The organism is Bacteroides sp. OM05-12, from assembly GCF_003438995.1.
Lineage (GTDB): Bacteria > Bacteroidota > Bacteroidia > Bacteroidales > Bacteroidaceae > Bacteroides.
Window position 1 is genome coordinate 118459 of sequence record NZ_QSUN01000006.1, and the last position, 24745, is coordinate 143203.

Here is a 24745-nt window from a genome sequence, read left to right on the forward strand (position 1 = left end):
TAGTAGTTAATAAATAATTCACATAAATAATGAAAAAAGTAATTCAAACGGTTATTGCCATCCTCTTTTGTCCATTATCTGTGCTGTATGGGCAACTGACAATCGAAAAGTGTCAGCAGTTGGCGCAAGAAAATTATCCTTTGGTAAAACAGTATGGACTGATTGAAAAATCCAAAGAATACAGTTTGTCTAATGCAAACAAGGGATACTTACCACAGTTGAGTCTATCGGGAAAGATCAGTTACCAATCGGATGTGACAGAACTGCCTATAAAGATTCCGAATGTAGACATTGACGGAATGCGTAAAGATCAGTATCAGGCTGTTTTGGAATTAAATCAAACGATTTGGGACGGCGGTGCCATTAAAACTCAAAAACGAATGGTACGAGCCGGAGCAGAAGTAGATGCAACTAAGCTGGAAGTGGATTTATATCAGATTAATGACCGAATAAACCAGCTTTTCTTTGGAATACTTCTTATGGATGCCCAACTGAAGCAAAACAATTTATTGCAAGACGAGCTGCAAAGAAGTTATCATCAGGTAGCAGCATACGTGGAAAATGGGATTGCAAATCAGGCGGATTTGGATGCGGTAAAAGTAGAGCAATTAAATGCTATTCAACGAAAAAATGAAATGGAAGTTACACAAAAAGCCTATTGTGAAATGCTTTCGGCAATGATTGGGACGAAAGTGGATAATAGTCAACAACTCGTTAAGCCCAAAGAAGATGCGCTTCTGTCTTCCTATGAAATCAAACGCCCGGAACTCAACCTGTTTGAGAAACAAGATGCACAACTGGATATACAAAAACAAATGTTGCAAGCTAAAAATATGCCTAAATTTGGTTTGTTTGTACAAGGAGCATACGCTAATCCCGGATTGAATATGCTAAAGAATGAATTTACACCTTATTATATAGCAGGTGTCCGACTGTCCTGGAACTTTGGCAACCTGTATACCAAAAAGACGGAAAGCAAGCAGATTGAGATAAACCGCAACAGTATAAACGTACAACGGGAAACATTCCTCTTTAATACTAATTTGGAAATGACTCAAAATAATAATGAAATAGAAAAGCTGACCCGGCTGATGAAAGATGATAATGAAATCATCAAATTGCGTACAAATATCCGTAATTCCGCCGAAGCTAAGGTGGCCAACGGCACATTAACGGTCATAGAAATGCTTCGTGAGGTGACAGCCGAAGATCAGGCAAAACAAAACAAGGCGTTACATGAAGTACAGTTGCTAATGGCTATTTATAATCTTAAAAACACAACAAATAATTAAATCATCTTAGAATATGAAAACAGTAAAGAATGTATTGTTTTATGCAATATTTTTATCATTAACCGCAGCTTGCGGTAATGGCAACGGCGACTATGACGCGTCCGGTACGTTTGAATCCACTGAAATTATTGTTTCAGCCGAAGCAAACGGGAAAATCATGCGCTTCAACGTGGAAGAGGGAGATCTGCTGAAAGACGGACAAGAGGTGGGATACATTGACACGGTGCAATTGTATTTGAAAAAGATGCAATTACTGACAAGCGTGAAGTCGGTACAAAGCCGTCGTTCTGATATTGCCAAACAAATCGCTGCAACAAAAGAGCAGATAGCAAAGGCTGAAAAAGAGAAAAAAAGGAATGAGAACCTTTTGAAATCCAATGCTGCCACACAAAAACAAGTAGATGATATCGATTCTCAACTGGCCGTATTGCAAAAACAACTTGCTGCACAAATATCAACGTTACAGAACAGCAACCAGAGTGTAACGGAAGAAAGTTCGGCTATGGAGATTCAAGTAGCACAAGTAGAAGATCAATTGCAGAAAAGCCATATCATCAGTCCGATAAACGGCACTGTCCTGTCTAAATATGCAGAAGCAGGAGAACTTGCCACACAAGGAAAGCCGCTTTTCAAAATAGCGGATATTGAGAATATGTACCTTCGCGCTTACATTATAGCCGACCAGCTTACCCAAATGAAGTTGGGACAGGAAGTTAAAGTCTTTGCCGACTATGGAGAAGACGGTAAGCGGGAATATACCGGTAAAGTAACTTGGATTTCCGACAAAGCGGAGTTTACTCCCAAGACTATTCAGACGAGAGACGAACGCGCCAATTTAGTCTATGCAGTAAAAATAGCTGTAAAAAATGACGGATATCTAAAGATAGGAATGTACGGAGAAGTCAAGATATTAAGCGAGAAATGATGGAAAATGTAGTTTCGGTAAGAGAAATTGCTAAAAGTTACGGCAATGTACGTGCACTCACCGGCATCTCATTCGATATATCCAAAGGGGAAATATTCGGATTAATCGGACCGGACGGTGCAGGTAAAACGACTCTATTCCGTATTCTGAATACGTTAATTCTGCCGGATGAAGGAGTCGCCACAGTGGATGGGCTGGATGTAGTGGAAGAATACAAAGAAATACGTAAACGCGTGGGATATATGCCGGGACGTTTTTCTCTTTATCAGGATCTGACAGTGGAAGAAAACCTGACTTTCTTTGCCACCTTGTTTAATACGACCATTCAGGAGAATTATCATTTGGTGGAAGACATTTATACCCAAATAGAGCCATTCAAGAATCGTCGTGCAGGGAAGTTATCCGGAGGTATGAAACAAAAACTGGCATTAAGCTGTGCTTTGATCCATAAACCAACTGTACTATTTCTCGATGAGCCTACCACCGGTGTCGATCCCGTCTCACGAAAAGAGTTTTGGGAAATGCTCAAACGTCTGAAAGAAGAAGGAATCACAATTGTAGTTTCCACGCCTTACATGGACGAAATTCGCCGTTGTGACCGTATTGCCTTCATAAACAATGGAGAGATTAAAGGCATTGACACACCAGAACAGATATTATCCCGCTTCAGTGATATTCTTTGTCCGCCGGGATTGGAACGGAAAGAAACTACCGCACATAAGGAATATGCCATAAAAGTGGAGAACTTAACCAAACAATTCGGGGAGTTTACCGCAGTAGACCATATTTCTTTTCAAGTGGAAAAGGGGGAAGTATTCGGTTTCTTAGGAGCCAACGGTGCGGGAAAAACAACTGCCATGCGTATGCTTTGCGGATTGTCCAGACCGACTTCGGGTACAGGAACGGTTGCCGGATTCGATGTTACCACGCAACCGGAACTGATTAAGAAGAATATCGGATACATGAGCCAAAAGTTCTCACTTTATGAAGACCTGAAAGTATGGGAAAACATTCGTTTGTTTGCCGGAATATATGGCATGAAAAGCAAAGATATCGACCGGAAAACGGATGAGCTTCTCTCCAGTTTGGGATTTATGGAAGAGAGAAATACATTGGTAAAGTCTCTCCCACTCGGATGGAAACAAAAGCTGGCGTTCTCGGTTTCTATTTTCCATGAACCGCACATCGTCTTCTTGGATGAGCCCACCGGAGGTGTAGACCCGAAGACGCGCCGTCAGTTCTGGGAGCTGATTTATCAGGCTGCCGACCGTGGAATTACCGTTTTCGTAACAACCCATTACATGGATGAAGCCGAATACTGTAACCGGGTATCTATTATGGTAGACGGGAAAATAGAAGCGTTGGATACCCCGACAAAATTAAAACAACAGTTCAACGTGCCGGACATGGATGGTGTGTTCAGACAGTTGGCACGTAAAGCAACTCGTAAAGCTGATTAATTATGAAACAATTTCTTTCATTCGTACGCAAAGAGTTCTATCATATATTCCGGGACAAACGGACGATATTGATTCTGCTCGGTATGCCCGTCGTAGAGATTCTGTTGTTCGGCTTTGCCATTACAACGGAAGTCAACAATATCCGCGTGGCAGTATTGGACCCGTCAAACGATACATTTACGCAGAAAATAATCGAAAAACTGGATGCAAATGCCTATTTCATGGTTACCAAACGCTTGAACAATACTTCTGAAATAGAGAAAGTGTTCCGGAAAGACGAAGCGGATATGGTAATGGCTTTCAGTGAAAACTTTGATGAAAACATATATCATACCGGTGACGCGGGTATACAACTAATCGTTGATGCCACAGACCCCAACACGGCCAGTATGCTGACGAATTACGCGAAAAGCGTTTTGGCTTCTACGGTAAGTGGTTCGCCTCAAAATATAGAGACCAAGCTCCTTTATAACCCGCAAATGAAAAGTGCATATAATTTTGTGCCGGGTGTAATGGGACTGATTCTGATGCTTATCTGTGCCATGATGACCTCTATTTCCATCGTTCGGGAAAAAGAAACGGGCACAATGGAAGTATTGTTGGTATCTCCGATACGTCCTATTTTCATCATCATAGCCAAAGCCGTTCCCTATTTCGTCATCTCATGCATTAATTTGATTACAATTTTATTATTGTCGGTCTATGTATTGCACGTTCCAGTAGCAGGAAGTTTATTCTGGCTAAGCATATTGTCAATGCTTTTCATCTTCGTGGCATTGGCTTTGGGATTACTTATTTCCACTATCGCAGAGACTCAGGTTGCTGCGATGCTTATCTCCGGTATGGCAATGATGATGCCTGTCATGCTCTTGTCGGGAATGATTTTCCCTACTGAAAGTATGCCTGCCATCCTGCAATGGATATCCAATATCATTCCGGCAAAATGGTACATCATAGCAGTAAAAAAGATTATGATAGAAGGATTGGATATATCTTTTGCCCTTAAAGAATTGGGTATTTTATTATTGATGGCCACCGTTATCATAACGATAAGCCTGAAAAAATTCAATGAAAGATTATCAACTAACAATTAAGATAATGATACTAAAGTTCTTGATAGAGAAAGAGTTTAAGCAGTTGCTTAGAAATCCGGTATTACCCAGACTCATACTCCTATTCCCTTGTATGATGATGCTGTTGATGCCATGGGCTGCCAACTTGGAGATAAAGGATAATAATCTTTGTGTGGTAGACAATGACCATAGCCCGTCTTCCCGCAGATTGATTGAGAAGGTGTCCGGCTCCGACTATTTTAACTTGAAGCAAAATGCATCTTCATACGAAGAAGCGATGCTCTATATAGAAAAAGGAGAAGCGGATATTATTCTTGAGATACCTCGCCATTTTGAAAAGAACATGGTAAAGGAGAATAAAGTAAATGTAATGATTTCCGCCAATACGGTAAATGGTACAAAAGGGGGATTGGGAAGTTCTTATCTGGCTTCTATCGTCAGTGATTTCTCCAATACATCCGAAGCAAAACCGGCTATTCAAATGTCTGTGCTTAACTTGTTCAACCCTCATTTGAATTATAAAGTCTTTATGATTCCAGCACTGATGGTCATGCTACTTACAATGCTTTGCGGCTTCTTACCATCATTGAATATTGTGGGCGAGAAAGAGGTAGGTACAATCGAGCAAATAAATGTGACGCCTGTCGGTAAATTCAGCTTTATCCTGGCAAAGATCATCCCCTATTGGATAATCGGATTAATCGTATTGAGCATTTGTTTCTTTTTGGCAAAAGTTCTCTACGGTGTTGCTCCTGCCGGCAATTTAGGCACGATTTATTTCTTTGCCTGCCTGTTTATTTTAGTAATATCCGGTTTCGGTCTGATTATCTCCAATCACTCCGCTACCATGCAGCAGGCCATGTTCGTAATGTTCTTCTTTATGATTATCTTCATCCTGATGAGCGGGCTGTTCACTCCGATAAACAGTATGCCTCATTGGGCGCAATGGATTACGGTATTCAATCCTCTCACCTATTTTATTCAGGTCATGAGAATGGTTTATCTGAAAGGCAGCGGCATTGGAGAGCTGGGCACACAGTTTATAGCGTTATGCAGCTTTATGCTATTCTTTAATACTTGGGCTGTGCTTAGTTATAGAAAGACAAATAGTTAAAGGAAGCAGGTGAAAATATATGTGAGGGACTTTATTTATTTTTATAAATAAAGTCCCTCACATTACTTTTATGAGAAATATTTTATTCCTGTACGTAACTGAATTTATCAATTATAACTGCGCCTGAACCTGCTACTTTAGGATCTTTACTTCTACTTACAGAATATTCAAAAGTACAGCCTTTTGCCAAACCTAATTGTTTTATTTCATCTACACTTATCTTCTTTGCATACTCTGCAAAATCAGTTTTAGCGGCAGCATCTATTTCTGCTACATTTTTACCGGTAAATGTTTTATAGTCCATAAAACAACCTTTTCCTTTAAGATACGTTGTGATTAGAGTCAAATCTTGTAATCCAGATGAAGCATATCCTGTAATTCCATAGGTATAAGGATAAACAACCTGTTCATCATCATCACAAGCATTAAAACAGAAAGTCATAAGCACGGCACATAATAACAAAATACTTTTTTTCATAATGTTTTATTTTTAGTTTATTCGGTAAATGTAACACATTATTCTTATACACCAACTATAAACGATAAAATATTTTTAAAAACAATACTGATCGTTGAATCGTTTAACCAAGGGTAAACGACAGGTTGGGCCAGGGTGAACGACAGGATCACTATGGTTAAACGTAAGTTTTCCCTTGGGCAAACGATTCGATGATAAAGACAGAAAAAACGCCCGAAGGCTTTTAGATAAACCTACGGACGTTTAAAATTTAGATTTCAATATATTATTATGAAAGGGACAAGTGATTAATGATGGCTCAAATAATCTGCCACACCGTCGGTACTACCTTTCATGGCATCTTTGCCTTTGCTCCAGTTGGCAGGGCAAACTTCACCGTATTCCTCAAAATGCTGTAGAGCATCCACAACACGGATGGCTTCATCAACACTACGTCCCAACGGTAAATCATTGATGACACAATGACGAACGTTACCTTCTTTATCTATCAGGAACAAACCACGATATGCTACCGGAGCACCATCACAAACCCATTCTCCGGAATCATCCGGCTTATAGCATCCTGCCAATACTCCGAATTTTTCCGAAATAGATTTAGAGAAATCGGATACAATCGGGTAAGTCACTCCCTGAATACCTCCTTCTTTCTTTGGCATCTGCAACCATGAATAATGTGAATATTCGGAATCTACGGAGCATCCGACTACGGCAACATTACGTTTCTCAAATTCTGCCAACTTCTCTTGGAAAGCATGCAATTCCGTAGGGCAAACAAACGTGAAGTCCATTGGATAGAAAAAGAATATCACATATTTCTTACCGATATACTGTTCCAAAGAAAAGTCTGAAACAATATCTTTTCCGTTTACTACTGCTGTTGCCTCAAAATGCGGAGCTTTTCTTCCTATTAATGATCTCATACCTTTTAATTTTAAATTATTAATATAATCCTATTGTTTTTGTTTATGCAACAAAGGTAGGTATGCGATTGTTCTTCGCCAAATTATAACAATTGGTAATATTTATGGGATTATAGACAACATCTATGAAGTGATTCTAACGGTAATTTTAGATGAGGGAATTAATAAGTTGTTTGATTCCAACCGGAAACAGTATACCACTCAAGCCACTTGTAATAAGAGTTTAAAGAAGCATAACTGTCTTTCGGTTGCATGATATAAGTAGAGATTCCACTATATTGAGTAAGGTCAACTTTAAATTCCCTGCCAATGTATGCAGAATAACACTTTGGTGATGACTTTTGGAAAGCAGCAGGAGCACATTCTTCTAATAATGACTTCCATTGCAAATATTCTTCTTCAGAAGCAACAGATTTGATAAAACCATTCAAGTCATAATAGCGACACAAACTTCTTTGGTCATATTTCTGAATATCGGTAATATTCGGATTGTTTAAATAATCAGTATGTGCAGTAATAATACTTTTCGTAAAATCAACCAAAGCGTCCAGATTCTCACACTTGATAGCCGAGATAGCGCAACCATACGGCCATTCATCATTCGTCACCGCTCTGCCATCCGTATAATAACTAAAATAATCATTGATTAATTTCTCTATATTGCACTCTTTCTCAAACAGGGGAGCTATCATATACTGATATGGTGCGCCGGGACCCGGAGTCTCCGTCGGTGAGCCAATAACATATTTAGTATAATTACGTAATTCATAAATAACTTCTATGGATTGCATAAAGCAGGCATCAAAGAATATAAATTCAAATTTCGGAAATTGCTTCAATACGCTAACCAATTCCGGTATCTCCATTTTAGGTCCGCTATTCCCGTCATCCGTTCCAATCCAACGCGTAATTACTTTTTTACTACGGGATTCATCGGGCAACCATCCATCTCCATGCGACCATAGGATTAAACCGTAACTGTCTGCAGGGAATTTCTTAAATGTTTCTGTGAAAATACTGCGCATCTGATCTGCATCCACAGATGTTTGTTCGTTATACCTGCTAATAGTATCGCAAACTGCTTCTCCGGAAGGAGAACGCTTTAGGCGTAACAAACGTGGTTTCTTATAATCGTCAATATATAATATCAATCTATTATTATCACCCAAAGCACCTGCTGCCACCGCCTGCTTCATCTCATCTACGTCAGCTTGGATGAAACCGCTGAGAGAATTTTGTCCCATGATATACACCAGAACGGTGCGTTCGGCAATTTCAGGTTCCGGTTCAGGAAGCAATGTTCCTTCTTTCTCGCAAGATACAAAAAGGAATGCAAGCAGTAAAAATGGTAATAATAGTTTCTTCGTCATACGATTATTATTCAGACACTACTCTTCCGGTTTTGTAAATTTGAAATCTTCAGGTTTGATGGACTGAACGATTACATTTTTTTTCTTGTAACGGGCAACAACTTTATTAAACTCTTTTGTCAGCTTCTTCATATCCGTATTGAAGAAAATCATGCAAGTGCGGTCTGTCAACTCCTTATTGATTTCCAAATAGTTCTTTAACTGATAAGCATACGAGTCACGAGCCGGTAGAAAGCCGTTTGCATCTAAGTATACACTATCAATTACCTGTATATTCGTATTATAGACAATGGAGTCCGTAAACGATTCGGAAATACCAAATGCATATACCGGCTTATCATTCTTTTTCTTTGCAGATAAAGAACAAACACAAAGTACCAATAAAATGGTAAGAACTATCTTTAGCTTCTTCATATTTAAGTCATTAATAATAAATTGATTTGCAAATGTACGAAAAATACGGAAAGGTAAAAGATAAATAATAAAAAAAGGAGGTATGCCATCGACATAAACCTCCTTTATACCTTTTAAAGAATGTAAGAAAGCGATTTTTCCTATTACCCTAAATAAGATTTGAGCAACTTACTACGCGAATTTTGTCTTAATCTTCTAATTGCTTTTTCCTTAATCTGGCGGACACGCTCACGTGTGAGTCCGAATTTGTCCCCGATTTCTTCTAACGTCATTTCCTGAGTTCCAATACCGAAAAACATCTGGATAATTTCCTTCTCCCTTTCGGTCAGCGTAGAAAGAGCCCTATCGATTTCCTTCGAAAGAGATTCATTAACGAGCGAACGGTCTGCCATAGGCGAATCGTCGTTGACCAACACATCCAATAGACTATTGTCTTCCCCTTCTACAAACGGAGCATCTACAGATATATGTCTGCCGGATACTTTCAATGTATCAGAGATTTTGTCTACGGGAATCTCCAGTTCGTCTGCCAATTCTTCAGGTGACGGGCGACGTTCGTTTTCCTGCTCGAACTTAGAGAATGCTTTGCTGATCTTATTCAGCGAACCAACCTGATTAAGCGGAAGACGGACGATACGAGATTGCTCTGCCAAAGCCTGCAAAATAGACTGACGAATCCACCATACAGCATAACTGATAAACTTAAACCCACGTGTTTCATCAAACTTCTCGGCAGCTTTAATCAGTCCTAAATTACCCTCGTTAATTAAGTCGGGTAAGCTCAAGCCTTGATTTTGGTACTGTTTAGCCACAGATACAACGAAACGCAGATTTGCACGTGTAAGTTTCTCAAGTGCCACACGGTCACCTTTACGGATGCGTTGAGCGAGTTCTACCTCTTCCTCTACGGTTATAAGGTCTTCACGACCAATTTCCTGTAGATACTTATCAAGAGAAGCGCTCTCTCTGTTAGTGATACTTTTGGTAATCTTTAATTGTCTCATTCTTATAAAACAAATTTGAAGTGCAAAGTTACGACAAATTATTCTTTATCCCAATTATAACGCAACTTTTTCTATATTATTATTAATCTACAGGACAAAAAGGGTGCCGACTATGTACTGCCGACACCCTTTTTATATTTATTATACCTATTGAACTATTCTTGTGATAAGTCTACTGCGTAATTGGCACGTTTACCGGACGGGAACATTCCGGTGATGAACAATACTTGATCAGGAGATTTAGAAGCAGCTTTCAATACATCTTCCAAATCGCTCACCTTACGCATTTGCTGATTGTTCACTTTCAGGATGATAAATCCTTTGCGAATACCGGCAGCACCCATCTTTCCACCATTTACACCTGTTACTTCCAAACCGTAACCAAGGTTTAATTGTTTCTTCAAATCAGCGGGGACTTCACGGAATGCAGCTCCCAAGATATCCATATCAACACTCTTCACCACCTTCGTATTACCTTGCTCATTCTTCAAAGTCAAATCAACCGTCTTTTCTTTCTTATCACGGATAAGTTTCACTTTTACTTTATCGCCCGGACGATGTTTAGCCAAAGCTTCCTGAAGTTCAGGCATATTCTTGATTGCCTTACCGTCTAAACCGACAATGACATCGTTTACTTTAATATCTGCACTTGCAGCAGAACCGCCTTCCACAATCTCTGTTACCCAAACACCATCAACAACACCAAGCTCCTTGCGCTTATCGGCTAAAGTAGTACCGGATTTGTCAATCGGTTGATCGGACATAGCACCGTCACCTCCCAATGAACCGCCTTTGATACCAAGTAATGCGCGTTGTACCGTTCCGTATTGCTTCAAGTCAGCGATAACTTTCGTCATAATGCTGGTAGGAATAGCGAAACCATATCCTGAATAAGCTCCTGTTGGAGATGCAAGGGCTGAATTGATACCAACCAATTCTCCGCGTGTATTAACTAAGGCACCGCCACTGTTTCCCTGATTAATAGCGGCATCCGTCTGAATGAATGACTCTACGCCACCATTATAAATACCGATACTACGTGCTTTTGCACTCACGATACCTGCCGTTACGGTAGAAGTCAAATTGAACGGGTTACCGACTGCCAATACCCACTCTCCTACTTTTAAGGCATCGGAATCACCCACAGGAATAGTTGGGAAGTCATCCCCTTCAATCTTCACAAGCGCTAAGTCCGTACTCGGATCGGAACCGATGATACGTCCTTGGAACTCACGGTTATCATTCAACTTCACGGTTATTTCGTCCGCACCGTCAATTACGTGATTGTTAGTAACAATATATCCATCCTTAGAAATTATAACACCTGAACCAAATCCTACTCTTTCCGGAGTCTGCACACGCTGACTGCGTCCGCGCCCATCACCGAAGAAGAAATCAAAAATATCCGGAGCGTTTTGAACTGTTTCCACCTTTGAGGTTTGTTTTGCCTTAATGTGCACAACAGCATGAATAGAATTGTCCGCTGCTTGTGTCAAATCTACCGGCTGTGCATTCACCGCATCGAAAGCTGCCAACTTTACGTTCGGATTTTGCTGAAACATTTCATTGAAAGACTGGCTTTCCTGACCCGGCTTCATCATGGAATAAGTTGTAATGCCGGCTACTCCTGCACTGATTGCCATGCAAATAAGACCGACTCCCAAAATTGTTTTTGCACTCTGTTTCATATAATTCTTTTTATTCGTTAAATTGTTAATATTAGGCATTTATTTAACTTACTGACGTTAAAATAACAACAAATTCTGTTCGGTTATTCTCCTTGTCATTCTTTTTTGCTATCTTTTAACAGAGGATAATAGGGGCTTAACAGCGGTTAACGGCAGAATCTGCCAAATTTACATTCGTTATCTATGACTGCCATTTAGCATTTTAATTTTGGCAGTTTGAGAGCCTAATTCATTTATTTTCCCTACTTTTGCAGAATAAAGCAGTCGGTCGGTCTGTCGCTTGCATTTTTATGTATGAGGAAAGTCCGGGCAACGCAGAGCATCCTACTTCCTAACGGGAAGCTATTCGCGAGAGTAGAGTAACGCAGAAGAAAATAACCGCCTCTTCGGAGGTAAGGGTGAGAAGGTGGAGTAAGAGCCCACCGGTCGGGTGGTGACACATCGAGCCGTGCGTCTTAGGAGTTGTAAGGTCATGTAAACCGGCGCCATGAGGGTTGCTCGCCCCATGTCGGAGGGTAGACCGCTAGAATTTAATGGTGACATTGAATCCAGATAAATGACAGACACCTCTTTCGGGAGGAACAGAACTCGGCTTACAGACCGACTGCTTTTCTTTTGTATCTATACATTATATATATAAATACCAATGAACGAAAAAATAAAAAGGCTTTGGACATTCGTAACCTACGATATTTGGAGGATTACGGAAAATGAGGTTAGCCGGGGACGTTCTTCGATATATTTCATTATAAAGACTTCCATTATCTCTATCCGACGGTTCACGCAAGACCGGATTATGAACAAAGCATCTGCCTTGACTTATAGTACCTTGCTTTCTATTGTTCCGATTCTTGCCATTATATTTGCCATTGCCCGTGGGTTCGGTTTCTCCAACCTGATGGAGAATGAGTTTCGCGGAGGACTGGAAGGGCAAAGTGTAGCGGTGGAAGCATTACTTCAAATGGTCGATTCTTATTTAAGTCATACCAAAAGCGGAGTTTTTATTGGTATCGGTTTGGTAATGTTGCTATGGACGGTCATCAATCTGGTATCCAACATAGAAATAACATTCAACCGTATCTGGGAAGTAAAGAAAGGACGTAGTATTTACCGTAAGATTACCGATTATTTTTCCATGTTCCTTCTCCTGCCTTTGCTGATTGTCATCTCTTCGGGGCTTTCCATTTTTATGAGTACAATGGTGAAGTATATGGATGATTTTGTTATCCTCGCTCCTATCCTGAAATTCCTTGTAAGGTTAATCCCATTCGTTCTTACTTGGTTAATGTTCACCGGACTATATGTTTTCATGCCGAACACGAAAGTCAAACTAAAATATGCTCTTATCTCCGGCGTGATTGCCGGTTCGGCTTATCAGGCATTCCAATACTTATATATCGGTAGCCAGATATGGGTATCCAAGTACAATGCGATATACGGTAGTTTTGCCGCCATCCCGTTGTTCCTTTTATGGTTGCAGATTTCATGGACGATCTGTCTTTTCGGCGCGGAACTTACTTATGCCGGACAGAATATTAAGAATTTCAACTTTGAGAAAGATACTAAGAATATCAGCCGTCGTTACCGGGACTTTATCTGTCTTCTGATTATGTCACTCATTTGCAAACGTTTCGAGCATAACGAAAAGCCTTATACAGCGGAACAAATCTCATTGGAACACCAGATTCCTATCCGATTGGTTCATCAAGTGCTCTATCAGTTGCAGGAGATACATCTCATCCATGAAGTTGTAACGGAAGATTCCAAGAGCAATGCTGCGGTTTTCTTACCTTCGATGGACATTAATCAAATGAACGTGGCTTTATTGCTCGATCGCTTGGATACGTACGGATCGGAAGACTTTAAAGTAGACCGGGACAAGGAGTTTCACGGACAATGGGCCGCACTGATGCATGCCAAGGAAGAATATTATAGGAGCAGTAGCAAGATTCTATTAAAAGATTTATAAAATAATATGAAAATCAAATTTTTAGTTTACCTATTCTCCTTATTCTTGGCTATTCTAAATATAAATTATTTAAATGCTCAAGAAAAAACGATCTTTGTTTGGGGAGGAGATATAAACTTAAAATTCACTCAGTACATAGTTAACTTAACCCAAAAAGAAAATCCTAGACTTTGTTATTTGCCAACAGCAAGCGGAGACAATGCGGATAATATTAAACTTTGGGAGAAAATCTGTACTCAATTAAGAATAGACACACTTGTTTTTAAAGTTTGGGTAAGTTCTTCTGAAAACAACAAATCATTCGAAGATATACTTATGCATTCGGATGCCATTGTTGTTGGAGGTGGCAATACGTTGAATATGCTTGGTATTTGGAAAGCACAAGGCATTGACCACATTTTAAAAAAAGCTTTAGACAAAGGTATAATCTTAGCCGGAGGGAGTGCAGGAGCTATATGTTGGTTTATAAATGGAATTAGTGATTCTCGTCCCGTGAAATTGAGCTGTGTGGATGGACTAAACTTACTTCCCTACAGTACTTGCCCTCATTATGACCAAAACGAACGGAAGGAATTATATCATCAAATGATAAAGGAACAAAAAATGCATTCCGGATATGCTCTTGACGAAAAAGCAGGAATACTTTTTAAGAATGGAAAGGCAGTAGATTTCGTAAGTCAAAGTGATAAACACAATTCATTCTATATTTGTGTGCAAAATGGGGAAGTAAAATCAGAAAAAGTTAAATCCAGAATACTGCTACAAAATAATGCACTTCCGGAAAACTCCTATAAATCATCATCAATTAATAAAAGAATAAGCGAAATATCAGAGTATAAAGAACAAACTCCTTTAGAGGCATACGCTTCCGAAATCAAGACTATATATCAGAATAAAACACAAGTTCCTGATATAAAAATAGAAAAGACTTTTACCTATAACGATCAAATAGCAGGAATTGTAAATGATACCTACTTAAACTCTATGGGACTCTATAGCTTATGGTATTTTTATAATCACAATGGCACATGGACAAGTATGGGTGAAGATATAGGAGGCGAAACTCTTTTAGAATGTGAAATTACATTTCGAGAAAAAGCTCAAACCATAATAAAAAGAGCAAAAGAAAAATTCAATATGTCTAACTAAAAGAACGATCTAAAAACTTATACATTTTTCCTTTAGTCACTGATTATGGGGTTTCTATTTAGTTATCCCTTAACAATCAGTGCCTAATAAATTATTTTAAAAGCAAGTTTGTTACATTTTCTTAAACAATCTCTTACTAATACTTATTATAAGAAATGACTTTCTCTTTATCCTTTCTTGACTTCTTCCTTTTCTCTTTTACGGGATAACCGATTGTAATATCCAGCAATAACCGTTTGGAAGAAGGGATTCCTGTCAACTTCTTGATTTCTTTTTCATCAAACCAACCGAGTATGCAGGAGCCCAACCCTTCATCTTCTGCCGCCAATGAGATATGTGCGGCCGCGATGCCGATGTCTATCAAAGGAAAATGCTTGTCTTTAACCTTTCCGCCGAGAATAGAAGTGAAATTGGCCGACTCTTCCACGATGAGAATATGTACGGGAGCAGTAGCGGCAAATTTATTCATTCCCAGTCCGGCAGCAGCTTTGCCAACTTTCTCCGAGAGACCAGAATCGGTTATCACCACAAACCTCCAAGGCTGTGCATTGCAGGCGGAGGGGGCAAGGCATGCCGCTTCAAGAATGCGTTCAAGTTTCTCCGCCTCTACCGGACGAGTCGTATCATAAGCCCTGTCACTCTGACGTGCTTTGGCCAAAGACAAGAAATCATTCATATTGTTTCATTTAATTGAATTGAATCATACGGCTGATATACTTCCCGATGATGTCGAACTCTACATTTATCACACTTCCTACCTGTATCGCGTGGAAGTTCGTATGTTCGTAAGTATAAGGAATGATTGCCACCTGGAATGTATCATCCGTAGGATTGCATACAGTGAGGCTCACCCCGTTTACAGTTACCGAACCTTTGTCTACCGTCACGTAACCGCGCTTTGCCATCTCCGGATCCATGCGATACTTAAAAGTATAATACCAACTGCCATCGGCATCTTTCACTTCCGTGCATACAGCCGTCTGGTCTACGTGTCCTTGCACAATATGCCCGTCCAAACGTCCGTTCATCATCATGCTGCGTTCCACATTCACTTTATCGCCTACCTTTAACAAACCGATATTGGAACGGTCGATCGTTTCTTTCATTGCCGTTACAGTGTAGGTATCTTCCGTCATGCTGACAACGGTCAGGCAAACACCGTTGTGTGATATACTTTGATCTATTTTTAGTTCGTTGACAAATGAGCACTTCATGGTAAGGTGCAGGTTTTCACGGTCTTTTACGACTGAAACCACTTCTGCATATTCTTCTACAATTCCTGAGAACATAGTGTCTTAATTTTAATGAGTTATTAATTATACGAATATCAAAAATACAAAGAAAAAACGAGAAAGACGTTGCCTTTTATATTTTTTTGCGCTTGCCGGCCAGTAACCAATGCTGCTTTAACCATTCGCGTACAGGTTCATCATACAGTTTAAGAGAAGCATAAGCTATACCGATGGCCAGGAAGAAGATGGAAACCGCAAGGAATATATGCACGCCAAGCGGTGCGTCCGGATGATTGCTTGCCCAAGCTACTTGCATATATATCAACGGGTAGTGCGTGATATAAAGAGGATAGGAAATTTCTCCCATGAATTTGCAGACTGTTACAGAACGTTTACCCGTCACCTTGCTCCCCGCTCCCATGATTACGATCAACGGAAACATAATAAGGATACAGAAAGCCTCATAAGTACCGTTCATCCACATATTTGTTTCTCCGCCGATACGCGGCATCACAAGAATGGCCGCTACAAGGAGCGAACACCAATAGAAACCTCTCTTTATCGTAATCAGCCTGTTGACGCGAGAAAGAAGCAATCCCATAAAGAATGGATAAAGTAATCGGGAGGCTCCGATATATAGCTGAGTGGGAGTTATACTCCAACCGCCAATGACCGTATATGCTGCATACTCCCTTGTAGCCAACACTCCGAATACATCTATATTAAGGGCTAAATCAATGGTGAGACAGGCGGACAAAGCGACAAAGATTCCCAAGGCCACCTTCGAGAAGTGACGGATAAACAAAGCATATAAAATATTGGCTATATACTCCCACATCAGCGACCATGTAGGCCCGTTCAGCGAATTGGTCTCTGTCCATCCGCGAATGTCCCACGCAGTTATGGCAGGAATCATCAGGCAACCCAATATGAGCATCAGGATTACTTTCCACCAAGGTGTTTCCATTATAGAAGGGAAGACGGAACAAGCACCGAAATAGAACAGCGCGGCACCGATCAATGTACCCATTATCACCATCGGATGCAGACGTACCAACCGTCGCTTGAAAAAGTCTTTCAACGACATCCGCCCCCAACGGTCATCATACGCATACCCGATAACAAAACCGGAGAGTACGAAAAAGAAGTCCACCGCCAGATAACCGTGATTCAAGAGTTGATAAACCGGTCCTGCAGAATACGTTTCAAACAAATGGTAAGCTACTACAATCATTGCGGCCACACCGCGAAGCCCGTCCAGTATCTCGTAACGAGGCTTAGATGCCAAATAGGTTGTCGTCATTGCCTTTTATGCCTAATATCTATTGTTAATATTGAGCGGGCAAAGTTATCATATATTCCTATTCAAACCAAGTATTGCCGCTGCTATTCGTTTATGTTTTAGAATATAACTTCCGGTATCGTCGATTCGTTTCACCCGGGGCAACCTGTCGTTTAAGCATGGTCAAACGACAGGCTTACCTTGGTAAAACGCAAGGATGGGCATGGTGAAACGATTCGATGAATAAGACATTCAGGATGAGCGGAACGGGAGTATATAAAATAAAAAAGGAGTCACGCCTGACTCCAACCTTTGTTAACCTTAAAATCTAATACTATGAAAAACTGATGCAAAGGTAGTGATTTTCCGGTAAACTGCAAGTTTCGTGCTCGAAAACGCATGTTTTATAACATGATTTAATAGTTGCAATTTACCGATTAACATTTCTGCGTCGATTACTTCTTTGCATCACTTTCTTAAAGTTACTGCTGATTTGTTCGCCCATATTCATTCGGGTACTGTCTACTTTATGTATTTCGGTAGGTGTCACCGCATTTTTGTATTTAGCTTTACCTATGCGGAACTTCATCTTATCCAGATTGCCCGTGATGTTAACGCCGGCTTTGAACGGCAACGGTGATTTCAGAATGGAGATATGGTAATCGAAATTCATATCCAAACCTTGCTGACCACCTACGGCTGCCTTATAACGGTCTATTTCCACTATAAACGGATAAACGGTGACATTACCGTCTTTTACGGTTATATTGACCGATACACTGTCGAATACATTCTTTTTCTTATTCTTGAACATCAACATTTTGGATATTTCCGCAAAGGTTTCCCCATCCATCAGCACAAGACTGTCTCCTTTGATATGGATGGCAGATTTCAGTGAAGGTATCTTGATGTTCAGGTTGGAGTCCAATACCGCTTCCGCCGCTACATCAAAATTAACGAGCCCTTTGAATGAGCGCAACATCGGCACTACCGTATCCAACGCCGGGATAAAGTCTACCAACTTGCCTATGTTTATATCCTTTATCCTAAAGTCAAAGCCTGCATATCCTCTCGATTTACGTGCGGCACGATAAACGAGCGCCGTCTTCATCTCCGCTTCCAATGCCCGCATACTTAAATCTTTGAGATGAACCGCCTGATTACGGATATCCACATCACCGTGAACATTCTCAAACACCATCTTCTCATAAACAACCTTCTTCAAGTTCGTCTGCAATTCAAAATCAATATTCTTCGGTATCACAAACAGTTTCAAATCACTCGGCACAGTGTCCGTCTCAACCTGCAATGTGTCTTCCGGGAAAGAGAGCGCGTTAATCAACTGATTGCAATCCAACATATCCGAAGTTATTTCCAGATTAGCATCCAGCATATCCCCTTTCTTCATCGCTCCATATAGATTGGCTACCGAGCCGCTTGCTTTCAAATTGGATTTACCGATACGCATGGAAGCATTTTTCAGCGTAATCTTCTTATCCCCCACGGTCACTGCCGTTTTCTTCATACGGATAGGTAAACCAAACTCCGGAGTGGAGAAAAACAAACGGTTAAACCCGATGACACCTTTGGGCGTCCAGACAGAATCCCGTACCTTCTCCGCACGAATCTTAAAGCCTGCCACATCCAACCCCATCTTAGTCTTATTCATCCGACAGAACAGCGAATCTGTTTCCATTGACAGCCCGATAAGCGGCTTCGTAACATCCGCTTTACCCGGTTCGATGGTCATTTTAGCGGTAGTCTTACCACTATACACGAAGAGGGAATCACCCATAGAAGCCTTCATCTTATTCATTCCGAAATCACATTTCAACTCTACAATACGTGTAGTATCCTGCGGATTAGTCGTCTTAATGCGTGCCGATAGTTTTTCGACAGTAGAAGATAATCTCTTGGATTGTAACACCAAGTGACGTATCTCCGCCTTAGCCGCCAGTGTATTATCACCATGGAAACCCAATGAAGCATCTGCGGTGAAGTCGAAATCCTTCTTAGCATCTTTCAGTTCAAATCCTTGCAAGTTGAGCTTGCCTCTCAGGTTGATACGGCCTATATCCTGCTTCTTCAAAGAAGAAAGGCGGCATTTCAATTTCAGGTCGGCATCCAGCTTGCCATTGATGCTCACCCCTTCCTGCAACGGGAAAGTCTTGGACAAGGCAGTAAGATCTACGGTGGACTTGGTATTGAACGTGATATTCGGATCTGTGAACAGGTCCTCTACTTTCGCATCTGCCAATATATCGGTATGCGCACCTTGAAAGCGGAATATTTTCAAGTCTACATACGAAGGTTGTTCGTACATCAAGTCTACAAAAGCGTAGAAATCCGCCGACAGATGATCAATCCCGTAAGGCAATTTATCATATTTCGCCGAAGCCTCTATAATCTGAGCCTTGAGAGAAACTACCGGAATCTTCTTGTCTCCATACAATCCTTTCAATGTTCCTTCCACCTTTACTTCTCCTTTGGCAGACACCTTCTCTTTCTTTACGACGGATTCCGGTATCATGGCAAGCACCGTCTCTACGGAGGGTGCATGAAGACTGTACTTTATATCTACATCCACCGTTTTGGCCACAGTGTCACGTTTCATTGTTCCCCCAGCATCCAGTTCTATCCCATTGACCGACAAACGTGTGTCTTTCAATGTCCATGTCATCGTGTTGCGGTCTACCTTTATATCCGTCTTTACGGATGTAGCCACTTTGTTGACCAATAACTGACCTTCCTGCCAGAAAAGAATATTTTTATTATCGAAATCAAGGTAGAGCGAAGATGAGTTTTTGGTAAGAGAAGCTTTCACCTTCAGGTTAGCATCCTCCAAACGGGCATACACTCTTGTATCACGGTCTTCAAAAATCAGATTCGCATGCTTCAACTCTACATTCTTAATATCTATATCGCCATCAAACTTAGCTGTGGCGGTGGTATCTTCCTGTACCGTCACGGTATCCGGCAGCATGATGTCCCAGTTACTGTTCCCTTCCTTGTTCCTGAAAGCATAGACGGAAGCATTCTCCAACGAGATATTGTGGATGCTTATTTTATTCTTTGACAGATAGGCAACGGGATTGACCGTCACTATACATTCTTTAAAAGAGAGCAGTGAGTCCTTTTTATTCCACAGTGTATCATTCAGCGATTTTGAAACGAGTGTTCCGTCTGTTACTCTCAACCCAAACTTCGGGAAAGTGGAAAAGAACGTCAGCTCTACACTCTTCATATCCAAATGCGCATTCATGGATTTATTTGCCACATCCAGCACTACCGGAGTGAGTTTGACAGGGGTGAACACGAAGTTTATGGCAATGGCAATGGCTACGAATACCAAAACTAATAGAGACGCTAGTGTTATTGCTGTTATTTTAATAGTCTTTTTAAGCTGCTTTTTCATTTTTATATAGTAATAAGGCGCAAAATTAAAAAAGAAAAACCGGATTATGAAAATCCGGTTTCCTTTTTATCACATTTTGTTACCTGTCACTCTTATTTCTTCATAATCTTCATTCTTGTACCATTCACTTCTACAATATAGAAGCCAGCGACTAAGTTCGACATATTAACCTGACGTCCCACTGTGCTGATTAGCTTAGCACCCTGCACGCTATATACGTTAATCTCGGCATCTTCGTTGGAATTGATAGAAAGAACATCTACTACCGGATTGGGATATACAGAGAACGCATTCTCATTAACATTAGTAAGATTGGAAACTCCATCCTTTGAATAATGGTAAACAAATGTATTAACCTCCCAGTCAGTACCTGCTCCCACATAATCATAAGCTTCAATGATCTTATATTTATCTGCCAATTCCGTTGGCAATATCAAATCGGAATTAAGTATGGAATAATCATATTTCATACCTTCTCCCCAATTAGCAATCCAATGATCCTCATTCCACATATAAGCCATTTTTTCTATTCTCACATTATTTTCATAAATGTATGTAAACCTGCTTACATTTATCCAGTCATCCGCACCTGTTCCCTGTCCGAAAGCATGATGGGATTCAATCACATTATTGTCGGTATCATAAACATACTCTTCAGCAATATAAGCCAATTTCTGTCCATCCACATACTCCCAATATTGGGAACCTAGCAAATTTCCGACTGTATCCCAAGAGTATGCTTCTTCATATAAGCTCGTCCATACACCGTCTATCAGATGTTTCTCAATAACATAAGTTTCAAGGCCCAAAGTATTATATTCTACCCAAAGATCTTTTCTAAACTCTTTGTTATCAGCAGATGTATAATAGTACATCTTTTGAGATAGGTTAGCGCCTTTGTCTGTCTCAGTCCATGTTTTTTCTATATCAACTTCCTTCTGCCAACCGTTTTCTTTATTCATCTGATACAATTCATATATTTCCCTTCCCTTATCATCATACTCAAATGTTGTCTTACCGCAATACATCATTACACCATTATATTCTTCAATTCCACTCCAATCTCCTTTTGTCTTATTCCAAAAGGATTCTGTTTGCATATCGATTCTTCCATTTTCAAAAACATTTTCAAGTTTATAATAGCAAAACCAGTCCTTAGTTGCCGGAGCCCATAAATATTGTAAATATAATTCCGTATCACCATCATTATTAAATACGAAATATTGCTTTGTCAGCCCTTCCCATTCCATACCGGTCCAATAATAGCTTTCAAAAGCATTCTGTCTGTTTTTCTCATCATATTCGGCTATTAACTTATCCGATGGAATCCATTCGGATGCATCCGGATCATACATGAGAATTACTTGTTCGGAAATATTGCCTCGATTATCATATTTATATTCTTCTTTTGAATCATAAAACCACACTCCGTCTAGCATATAAGAAATAGTACAGGAGATACCCAGTTTCATTCCATTAATTACCTCATATACGAATTCTTCTTTTGAACCTTCATTCCATTCCGGATATACCAACTGTTGCGACAGCACATAGCCTTCATCATCTCTTGCGAAAGTATAGACTTCCACTTCTGCCCATGAAGAAGTAGATGCATCCCAAAGAGAATTAATGCGTTTTATAGACCAGTGCTGGTCATTATATATAAAATACTGTCGGCTTACTTTCTGATTGGCATTATTATGCATTACTACGCTATCTATCTGTTCCTTAGAATCACTTTGCGCATTGGCTCTTACAGTTCCGGACTCAAGCCAGCCATTTATATTATACTTTTCTTGTGCTCTGTTTGCTTCAATGGACGCTTTAGCTTTCAAGGCTTTGGCAGACGAAACAGAAAATGCTCTTTCCATAAATGGAACCGGAGCTTCTATTTTTTGTATTTTCCTCTCAACAGCAACTTTGTTCGTTAACCGATGCGGTCTCTTATCATTCTTATTTTGTGCAAAGACTGATACTGCAAGACATAAACTTAAAAGTAAAATTGTTCTTCTCATACCTGATCAATAATTAGATTGTTAAACGTATTCATTCAAACTCAGCCTGTTAATTATGTGACATGATCTTAACAGGATAAAAGATCTTATTGCAATTAGTCATTGCAAACCTAAAGAAATCGCATTCATTATCCAAATGCGATAATTGTCAATTCTTGAATTGACAATTAATCAAGCTGTTCTCTAGCCATTTTCTGGTAAATGGAAGGAGGAATACCGGTTATCTTTCTGAATACCTTGATAAATGAAGAATGAGATTTATACCCTACACTCTCGGCTATGGCCTGAATGGTATAGTTGCCATACTTGGCCGTATCCATCAGACGAACACATGCTTCCTGTATTCGATATTCATTTATGAAGTTACTGAAATTCTTCTGATAAGTTTCATTGATAACCTGCGATACATATTTGCTGTTGGAGTTTATCAAAGACGCCAACTTCTCCAAGGAGAAATCATCCTCACAGAATGCCTTGGTATTTTCCATAACATCCTGAATTGCTTCTATCAATGCCTGCTTTTGAGTATCGTTCAGCTTGCTTGCCTGATATTTGGCATCACTTGAACCTTCTTTGTGTACCTCCCCGCTTTCCTGACTTTGGGATTGATTCAGTTCATGTTGCAGAACCTTAATCTTCTGTTCATATTTCAGGCGAAGATCTTTATTATACTTCTCAGAAGCGATCACACTCTTATTCATATTGAATAAGTCGCGGTAGGATTTCTGTATTTCCTTCTTTTGTCTGTACATCACAATCAGCAGTGACGATATGATGATCAACCCCACCAAGATTCCGGTAAGAATCTTCTGTTGTAGTCGTATTCTCTGCTCTTTCATCTCCTGCTGTATATGCAAATTAGAGATTTCCCTATTCGTCTTCTCCACTTCATAAAGAAACTGCTGATTCCTTATCCGGTTGAACTCACGCATATTATACACCGAATCGGTGATAGAGAGATATTTACTTTTATAATATTGGGTTTTCTCCGTATCTCCCTTCATATCGTAATAATCCGAATAGACCTTTAAAGTTTGGGCAAACAGATGAATCATATTGTTTTTCTCTGCCAGTTCATTACATAAATGGAGATAATAGATGGTAGAATCTTCTTGATTCATTAACTGATAAGTCTGGAATAATTCTTCATATACAGAACACAAGTATTCCGTACTCATCTGATTTTTTTTGGTAAATTCTGCCGCCTTATGGAAAGTTCGTATAGCCTCCGGATACTTTGCTTCACTGACAAGAATCAATCCCCAATTATACAACGACATATAGGCTTTTACCGTATCTTGCGGTTCTCTTATCTCTTCGGATTTATAATAGTATTTTCTCGCCTTCTCTGTATCTTTAAGTTGGCAGCACACACCGGTAAGATTGGCAAGTAAATTAATTTCCACTTCTTTATTAGGATAAAGTCCGCGAAGTTCATATCCTTTTTCATAATAATCTATCCCCCGCTCATAATCATCAAACATACAATAGATGTTACCTATATTATTATAGAATTTCATCAACTCTGTCTTATCATTACAGGATTCACATATTTTCAACCCCTTGATATATAAGTCCAAAGCATCTGTGTAGTTACCTTGCAGATAGTATACATTGCCGGTTTTAAGATAGCCGACGGCGCAAAACTTTTTTTCTTCCTCACTTATCCCGTTATGAAAACGGCTGAAAGCAATCGTATATAGTACAATAGCCGTATCCTGATGCTGTTTTGCCAGAAAGGTATCCCCCTTTTGAATGACTTGCTCGACAGATAAATCTTGTACCCGGTTCAATAATGAATCATAAAGCATCTTATCCTGTGCCCCAATACCCGTACACACTAAAAACAGACCAATCAAAATATAGAATAGTTTAATCATATTTACCTCACTCAGCTGAATAAATCACGGTAAAGATAAACAAACAGCTTGAAAAAGCCATATTT

19 protein-coding genes and 1 other RNA gene are annotated in these 24745 nt (G+C 39.9%); 8 read left to right on the forward strand and 12 right to left on the reverse strand.

The features are described 5' to 3' along the window. The first annotated feature begins 29 nt into the window (after positions 1-29). From DXB63_RS07740 to DXB63_RS07760, 5 genes are read left to right on the forward strand one after another with little or no spacing between them, the layout of a single operon-like run. Positions 30-1292 (forward strand): TolC family protein, encoded by a 1263-nt coding sequence (locus DXB63_RS07740; RefSeq protein ID WP_122125830.1) that lies wholly within the window; start codon positions 30-32, stop codon positions 1290-1292. A gap of 13 nt (positions 1293-1305) precedes the next feature. Further along, positions 1306-2217 (forward strand): HlyD family secretion protein, encoded by a 912-nt coding sequence (locus tag DXB63_RS07745; protein ID WP_122125831.1) that lies wholly within the window; start codon positions 1306-1308, stop codon positions 2215-2217. Beyond that, entirely contained in the window at positions 2217-3677 is a 1461-nt protein-coding gene (locus DXB63_RS07750; RefSeq protein WP_122125882.1) for an ATP-binding cassette domain-containing protein, read from the forward strand. The genes DXB63_RS07745 and DXB63_RS07750 overlap by 1 nt, the downstream gene beginning before the upstream one ends. 2 nt (positions 3678-3679) lie before the next feature. Then, positions 3680-4771, forward strand: coding sequence for an ABC transporter permease (locus DXB63_RS07755; RefSeq protein ID WP_122125832.1), 1092 nt, complete (start codon positions 3680-3682; stop codon positions 4769-4771). A 7-nt stretch (positions 4772-4778) separates the two neighbouring features. Beyond that, positions 4779-5864: an ABC transporter permease gene (locus tag DXB63_RS07760; protein ID WP_122125883.1), complete on the forward strand. Its 1086-nt coding sequence runs from the start codon at positions 4779-4781 to the stop codon at positions 5862-5864. Positions 5865-5946: 82 nt separating this feature from the next. Here DXB63_RS07760 and DXB63_RS07765 read toward each other — a convergent pair whose 3' ends face one another. The 6 genes from DXB63_RS07765 to DXB63_RS07790 form a co-directional block, all read right to left on the reverse strand. Further along, positions 5947-6342 (reverse strand): hypothetical protein, encoded by a 396-nt coding sequence (locus tag DXB63_RS07765; protein WP_122125833.1) that lies wholly within the window; start codon positions 6340-6342, stop codon positions 5947-5949. Positions 6343-6629: 287 nt separating this feature from the next. Further along, positions 6630-7262 (reverse strand): peroxiredoxin, encoded by a 633-nt coding sequence (locus DXB63_RS07770; RefSeq protein WP_122125834.1) that lies wholly within the window; start codon positions 7260-7262, stop codon positions 6630-6632. Positions 7263-7423: 161 nt separating this feature from the next. Next, complete coding sequence (locus DXB63_RS07775) at positions 7424-8632, reverse strand: clostripain-related cysteine peptidase (RefSeq protein ID WP_122125835.1); 1209 nt, start codon at positions 8630-8632, stop codon at positions 7424-7426. A gap of 18 nt (positions 8633-8650) precedes the next feature. Then, the gene (locus DXB63_RS07780; protein WP_122125836.1) at positions 8651-9046 is read right to left on the reverse strand and encodes a hypothetical protein; all 396 of its coding nucleotides are present in this window, start codon (positions 9044-9046) and stop codon (positions 8651-8653) included. Positions 9047-9189: 143 nt separating this feature from the next. Continuing rightward, positions 9190-10050 (reverse strand): RNA polymerase sigma factor RpoD/SigA, encoded by an 861-nt coding sequence (locus tag DXB63_RS07785; RefSeq protein WP_122125837.1) that lies wholly within the window; start codon positions 10048-10050, stop codon positions 9190-9192. A gap of 155 nt (positions 10051-10205) precedes the next feature. After that, positions 10206-11738, reverse strand: a complete 1533-nt coding sequence (locus tag DXB63_RS07790; RefSeq protein ID WP_122125884.1) for a trypsin-like peptidase domain-containing protein — start codon at positions 11736-11738, stop codon at positions 10206-10208. A gap of 260 nt (positions 11739-11998) precedes the next feature. On the opposite strand from DXB63_RS07790, the gene rnpB reads away from it, so the two are divergent. The 3 genes from rnpB (at position 11999) to DXB63_RS07805 (ending at position 14856) form a co-directional block, all read left to right on the forward strand. Further along, positions 11999-12350: RNase P RNA component class A (gene rnpB, locus DXB63_RS07795), an RNA gene on the forward strand. A gap of 34 nt (positions 12351-12384) precedes the next feature. After that, complete coding sequence (locus DXB63_RS07800) at positions 12385-13707, forward strand: YihY/virulence factor BrkB family protein (protein WP_122125838.1); 1323 nt, start codon at positions 12385-12387, stop codon at positions 13705-13707. Between the two features lie 6 nt (positions 13708-13713). Continuing rightward, the gene (locus DXB63_RS07805) at positions 13714-14856 is read left to right on the forward strand and encodes a peptidase E (protein ID WP_122125839.1); all 1143 of its coding nucleotides are present in this window, start codon (positions 13714-13716) and stop codon (positions 14854-14856) included. Between the two features lie 136 nt (positions 14857-14992). On the opposite strand, the gene DXB63_RS07810 is transcribed toward DXB63_RS07805, so the two are convergent. The 6 genes from DXB63_RS07810 to DXB63_RS07835 form a co-directional block, all read right to left on the reverse strand. After that, a complete protein-coding gene (locus DXB63_RS07810; protein WP_122125840.1) occupies positions 14993-15532 on the reverse strand; it encodes a nitroreductase family protein in 540 nt (179 codons plus the stop codon). 10 nt (positions 15533-15542) lie between these two features. Further along, a complete protein-coding gene (locus DXB63_RS07815; RefSeq protein ID WP_122125841.1) occupies positions 15543-16145 on the reverse strand; it encodes a riboflavin synthase in 603 nt (200 codons plus the stop codon). Between the two features lie 76 nt (positions 16146-16221). Next, positions 16222-17391 (reverse strand): acyltransferase, encoded by a 1170-nt coding sequence (locus DXB63_RS07820; protein WP_122125842.1) that lies wholly within the window; start codon positions 17389-17391, stop codon positions 16222-16224. Positions 17392-17800: 409 nt separating this feature from the next. After that, positions 17801-20785 carry an AsmA-like C-terminal region-containing protein gene (locus DXB63_RS07825; RefSeq protein WP_122125843.1) on the reverse strand — a complete coding sequence of 995 codons (2985 nt, stop codon included), beginning with the start codon at positions 20783-20785 and terminating at the stop codon, positions 17801-17803. 92 nt (positions 20786-20877) lie between these two features. Further along, a complete protein-coding gene (locus tag DXB63_RS07830; protein ID WP_122125844.1) occupies positions 20878-22800 on the reverse strand; it encodes a T9SS type A sorting domain-containing protein in 1923 nt (640 codons plus the stop codon). A 167-nt stretch (positions 22801-22967) separates the two neighbouring features. Beyond that, positions 22968-24680, reverse strand: a complete 1713-nt coding sequence (locus DXB63_RS07835; RefSeq protein ID WP_122125845.1) for an AraC family transcriptional regulator — start codon at positions 24678-24680, stop codon at positions 22968-22970. Positions 24681-24745 lie beyond the last annotated feature (65 nt).

Bases quoted from the DNA above. Each gene is read 5' to 3' on its own strand.
- DXB63_RS07810 (WP_122125840.1), bottom strand. From the start codon at position 15,532: ATGAATGATTTCTTGTCTTTGGCCAAAGCACGTCAGAGTGACAGGGCT.
- DXB63_RS07800 (WP_122125838.1), top strand. From the start codon at position 12,385: ATGAACGAAAAAATAAAAAGGCTTTGGACATTCGTAACCTACGATATT.
- DXB63_RS07770 (WP_122125834.1), bottom strand. From the start codon at position 7,262: ATGAGATCATTAATAGGAAGAAAAGCTCCGCATTTTGAGGCAACAGCA.
- DXB63_RS07775 (WP_122125835.1), bottom strand. From the start codon at position 8,632: ATGACGAAGAAACTATTATTACCATTTTTACTGCTTGCATTCCTTTTT.
- DXB63_RS07755 (WP_122125832.1), top strand. From the start codon at position 3,680: ATGAAACAATTTCTTTCATTCGTACGCAAAGAGTTCTATCATATATTC.
- DXB63_RS07825 (WP_122125843.1), bottom strand. From the start codon at position 20,785: ATGAAAAAGCAGCTTAAAAAGACTATTAAAATAACAGCAATAACACTA.
- DXB63_RS07780 (WP_122125836.1), bottom strand. From the start codon at position 9,046: ATGAAGAAGCTAAAGATAGTTCTTACCATTTTATTGGTACTTTGTGTT.
- DXB63_RS07745 (WP_122125831.1), top strand. From the start codon at position 1,306: ATGAAAACAGTAAAGAATGTATTGTTTTATGCAATATTTTTATCATTA.
- DXB63_RS07835 (WP_122125845.1), bottom strand. From the start codon at position 24,680: ATGATTAAACTATTCTATATTTTGATTGGTCTGTTTTTAGTGTGTACG.
- DXB63_RS07805 (WP_122125839.1), top strand. From the start codon at position 13,714: ATGAAAATCAAATTTTTAGTTTACCTATTCTCCTTATTCTTGGCTATT.
- DXB63_RS07830 (WP_122125844.1), bottom strand. From the start codon at position 22,800: ATGAGAAGAACAATTTTACTTTTAAGTTTATGTCTTGCAGTATCAGTC.
- DXB63_RS07740 (WP_122125830.1), top strand. From the start codon at position 30: ATGAAAAAAGTAATTCAAACGGTTATTGCCATCCTCTTTTGTCCATTA.
- DXB63_RS07785 (WP_122125837.1), bottom strand. From the start codon at position 10,050: ATGAGACAATTAAAGATTACCAAAAGTATCACTAACAGAGAGAGCGCT.
- DXB63_RS07750 (WP_122125882.1), top strand. From the start codon at position 2,217: ATGGAAAATGTAGTTTCGGTAAGAGAAATTGCTAAAAGTTACGGCAAT.
- DXB63_RS07820 (WP_122125842.1), bottom strand. From the start codon at position 17,391: ATGACGACAACCTATTTGGCATCTAAGCCTCGTTACGAGATACTGGAC.
- DXB63_RS07815 (WP_122125841.1), bottom strand. From the start codon at position 16,145: ATGTTCTCAGGAATTGTAGAAGAATATGCAGAAGTGGTTTCAGTCGTA.
- DXB63_RS07765 (WP_122125833.1), bottom strand. From the start codon at position 6,342: ATGAAAAAAAGTATTTTGTTATTATGTGCCGTGCTTATGACTTTCTGT.
- DXB63_RS07790 (WP_122125884.1), bottom strand. From the start codon at position 11,738: ATGAAACAGAGTGCAAAAACAATTTTGGGAGTCGGTCTTATTTGCATG.